The organism is Candidatus Sordicultor fermentans, from assembly GCF_012728195.1.
GTDB lineage: Bacteria > Atribacterota > Atribacteria > Atribacterales > Caldatribacteriaceae > Sordicultor > Sordicultor fermentans.
This window is the reverse complement of sequence record NZ_JAAYFP010000082.1, coordinates 1-3,570: the sequence shown is the minus strand read 5'-3', so window position 1 is coordinate 3,570 and position 3,570 is coordinate 1. Positions and strand designations below refer to the sequence as shown.

Annotated in this window: 4 protein-coding genes and 1 rRNA gene; all 5 read right to left on the bottom strand. The window is 44.8% G+C overall.

Annotation, left to right across the window (positions count from 1 at the left end; genetic code table 11):
- A partial coding sequence (locus GXZ17_RS03760) for a NifU family protein (RefSeq protein ID WP_409375953.1) occupies nt 1–133 on the bottom strand: 133 nt, incomplete at its 3' end.
- 51 nt (nt 134–184) lie between these two features.
- Nucleotides 185–1,441, bottom strand: coding sequence for a serine hydroxymethyltransferase (gene glyA / locus GXZ17_RS03755; protein WP_409375952.1), 1,257 nt, complete (start codon nt 1,439–1,441; stop codon nt 185–187).
- A gap of 3 nt (nt 1,442–1,444) precedes the next feature.
- Nucleotides 1,445–1,951 (bottom strand): 3-isopropylmalate dehydratase small subunit, encoded by a 507-nt coding sequence (locus GXZ17_RS03750; protein WP_409375951.1) that lies wholly within the window; start codon nt 1,949–1,951, stop codon nt 1,445–1,447.
- Nucleotides 1,952–1,957: 6 nt separating this feature from the next.
- The gene (locus GXZ17_RS03745; RefSeq protein ID WP_409375950.1) at nt 1,958–3,214 is read right to left on the bottom strand and encodes a 3-isopropylmalate dehydratase large subunit; all 1,257 of its coding nucleotides are present in this window, start codon (nt 3,212–3,214) and stop codon (nt 1,958–1,960) included.
- A gap of 261 nt (nt 3,215–3,475) precedes the next feature.
- Nucleotides 3,476–3,570 (bottom strand): 5S ribosomal RNA (rrf, locus tag GXZ17_RS03740); the annotation flags it as partial.

The following is a 3,570-nucleotide window of genomic DNA, read 5'->3' as shown; positions in this document are numbered from 1 at the left end:
GGCAAGCGCTACAGGCACCTTTCAGTCTGACTTTTACCACTCCATCCTCTATATCCACCAGTTCCACATCTCCGCCCTCAAATTGGAGATAACCCCTTATCTTATCCAGAGCTTTTTCAACTTTTTCTCTCATTTTCTACCTCCATAGTATAGTTTCTCCATAAGTAAACCACCTTTTTATATTTTATTCCCCGTTGGTTATTTCGGGATACAGAGGAAATTTCTGGCACAGTTCCCTCACCTGGCTTTTGACCTGGTTGAGAATCCGGGAGTCATCTCTTCCTCGCAGGGCCTTATCCATGCATTCAGCAATGATTTCCATTTCCCTCTCTTTCATACCTCGAGTGGTACAAGCAGGGGTACCAATTCTGATGCCACTTGTTACCGCAGGTTTTTCCTCATCAAAAGGAATAGTATTTTTATTAACCGTTATCCCCACTTCATCCAGAATTTTTTCTGCTTCTTTTCCCGTTATCCCTGCCTTCCGCAAATCCACTAAAAGCAGATGATTATCAGTCCCTCCGGAGACCAGACGATACCCCCGCGAGCGGAGGCTCTCTCCTAAAACTTTAGCATTCTTAACTACCTGTTTTTGATAATCCACAAACTCGCGAGTCATTGCCTCCCGGAGCGCTACTGCTTTTGCGGCGATAACGTGGAGGAGAGGCCCACCCTGGATTCCGGGGAATATAGCCCGGTCAATAGCTGAGGCAAATTCTTTCTGACAAAAAATCATTCCTCCCCGAGGACCCCGAAGGGTCTTATGAGTGGTGGTGGTAACAAAATGAGCGTAAGGGACAGGGCTGGGATGAACTCCCGCCGCCACTAACCCGGCAATGTGGGCCATGTCCACCATAAAATAAGCGCCTACCTCATCACAAATATGGCGCATCCTTTCAAAATCAATGAAGCGAGGGTAAGCACTGGCTCCCCCCACTATCAAGCGAGGCTTAACTTCTTTTGCTTTTTTCTCCAGGGCCACATAGTCTATGGTTTCCGTGGAGGGGTCTACTCCATAGGGCACGAAATTGTATAACATTCCTGAAAAATTGACCCGGCTTCCGTGGGTGAGATGTCCTCCGTGAGATAAATCCATCCCCATCACTGTATCCTGAGGCTTAAGAATGGCGAAATAAACCGCCATATTAGCTTGAGAGCCAGAATGGGGCTGAACATTGGCATGCTCTGCCCCAAAAAGAGCTTTAGCTCTCTCTATGGTGATATTTTCCACCTCATCTACAAATTCGCAACCCCCATAATAGCGCCGATTAGGATATCCTTCAGCATATTTATTGGTTAAAAGAGAGCTCTGCGCTTGCATCACTGCTAAACTGGTAAAATTTTCTGAGGCAATTAATTCTAATTTATTTCTCTCTCGCTCTAACTCTTTTATTATCCAGTAATAAACCTCCGGGTCTAATTCTTTTACTAACTCCCACATGGCTTATTTTCTGACCCCCTGAAAAGACCCGTATTTTTTGAAATATTCCACCAGTCCCCCCTCCCTCAAAATATCAACCATAACCGGAGGCAGAGGCTGAGCTTTAATCTCTATTCCCTGAGAGTGGTCTACTATTTTTCCGGTAAGAAGGTCAATTTCCAGTTCATCTCCATCTTCTATTAGAGAGGTATCACATTCTAAAGCTGCCAGACCACAATTTATGGCATTGCGAAAGAAAATACGGGCAAAAGACGGAGCGAGGATCCCCCGGATTCCCGCTGCAGAGAGGGCTCGAGGAGCCTGCTCCCGGGAAGAACCACAACCAAAGTTTTTCCCCGCCACTATAAAATCGCCTGGCTTTACTTTCTCATAAAAATGAGGGTCAATGTCTTCCATCACATGTTTAGCCAATTCATTCATGTCTAAAGTTTTAAACTTATATTTCCCGGAGATAATATAATCGGTATTGATATTATCTCCGAACTTATGAGCTCTACCTCGCAAAATCATTTTATCTCACCTCAGATGTTTTCTGGGATCGGTAATTTTACCCTCTAAAGCCGAAGCCGCCACTGTGGCTGGAGAAGCTAAATAAATGAAAGATTGAGCATTGCCCATTCTCCCTTTAAAATTACGGTTAGCAGTAGAAATAACATTCCACCCATCTCCCGGGACTCCCTGATGAGTTCCCACACAAGGGCCACATCCGGGGGTAACAAAAACTCCTCCGGCAAGAACGATTGTCTCTACCCATCCTCTCCTTATCGCTTCCAAAAAGATTTCTCGAGAAGCAGGAGCAACAATGAATCGCACTTCTGGATGGATTTTCCTTCCCTCCAGAATACGAGCAGCCACTTCTATATCTCGCAGTCTTCCATTGGTGCAGGTCCCTAAAAAGGCTTCTTGAATGGGAACTTCTCCTACCTCCTCTATTGGTTTTACATTATCCACCTGATGAGGAAGAGCCACTTGAGGAGAAAGAGAAGAACAGTCTATATCTATAACCCGAGAATATTGCGCATCAGGGTCAGGAAAAACTGGTTGAAACTCCCGATTGGTCCTTTCTCTCACCCACTTTATAGCCTTTTCATCGGGAACCATAAGACCAGCTTTTGCTCCCACTTCCACTGCCATATTAGAAATGGTAAAACGTTCCTCTACTTCTAAGTTTTCTATAACCGGTCCGTGAAACTCCAGGGCCTGGTAAGAGGCTCCATCAGCTCCCAATTTGCCAGCAAGATAAAGAATAACATCTTTAGAAAATACTCCCGCCGGTAGTTTACCTTGCAGGTTCAAGCGGATAGTTTCTGGCACTTTAAACCACAATTCTCCAGAAAGCATTACCACTGCTAATTCAGTACTGCCCACCCCGGTAGAAAAAGCTCCAATCGCTCCATAAGTGCAGGTATGGGAATCAGCTCCCACTACCAAATCTCCTGGCACCACAAAACCCCGGGATACCATCAGTTCATGGCACACTCCTTCTCCTATTTCCATAAGCTGCACTCCAAACTTCCGGGAAAAGTTGCGCATCAGGTCATGAAGCCGAGAAACCGATTCTAAAGGGCTGGGAGCATTGTGGTCTAAAATCAGAATTATCTTCTCCGGGTCAAAAACTCGCTCTCCCTTCATCTCTTCAAAAGATTGGATAGCTAAGGGAGTAGTACCATCTTGCCCCATAGCTCTATCTACCGGAGCTATAACCAGGTCTCCTGCTTTAACCGGAAAACCAGCTTTGTTTTCCAGTATCTTTTCTGCCATGGTTTTTCCCATAGTATCGCTCCTTATCTAAGCTCCTTTTTACATTTTCCCATAATACAGCAAGGTTTTTAAAAAAGCAATGGGAATATAATAGGGGTTAACTACAAAAATTTCTACGATGATACTTCTATCCCATAAAGATAAGAGATGTTCTACTATCAGGGAAGAGTTCTTTCTAAAGAAAAAATAGAGCTCCTATTGAACTAAGATAAGAAAATCATGCAGATTCTATCCCACCAACAAAAAAAGCAGGAGATAAACTCCTGCTTTTTCTCCCGGCAGCTTCCTACTTTCCCACCCAGTTGCCCAGGCAGTATCATCGGCGTTAGAGGGCTTAGCTTTCGTGTTCGGAATGGGAACGAGCGTTT

Bases quoted from the DNA above. Each gene is read 5' to 3' on its own strand.
- GXZ17_RS03750 (WP_409375951.1), bottom strand. From the start codon at position 1,951: ATGATTTTGCGAGGTAGAGCTCATAAGTTCGGAGATAATATCAATACC.
- GXZ17_RS03745 (WP_409375950.1), bottom strand. From the start codon at position 3,214: ATGGGAAAAACCATGGCAGAAAAGATACTGGAAAACAAAGCTGGTTTT.
- glyA (WP_409375952.1), bottom strand. From the start codon at position 1,441: ATGTGGGAGTTAGTAAAAGAATTAGACCCGGAGGTTTATTACTGGATA.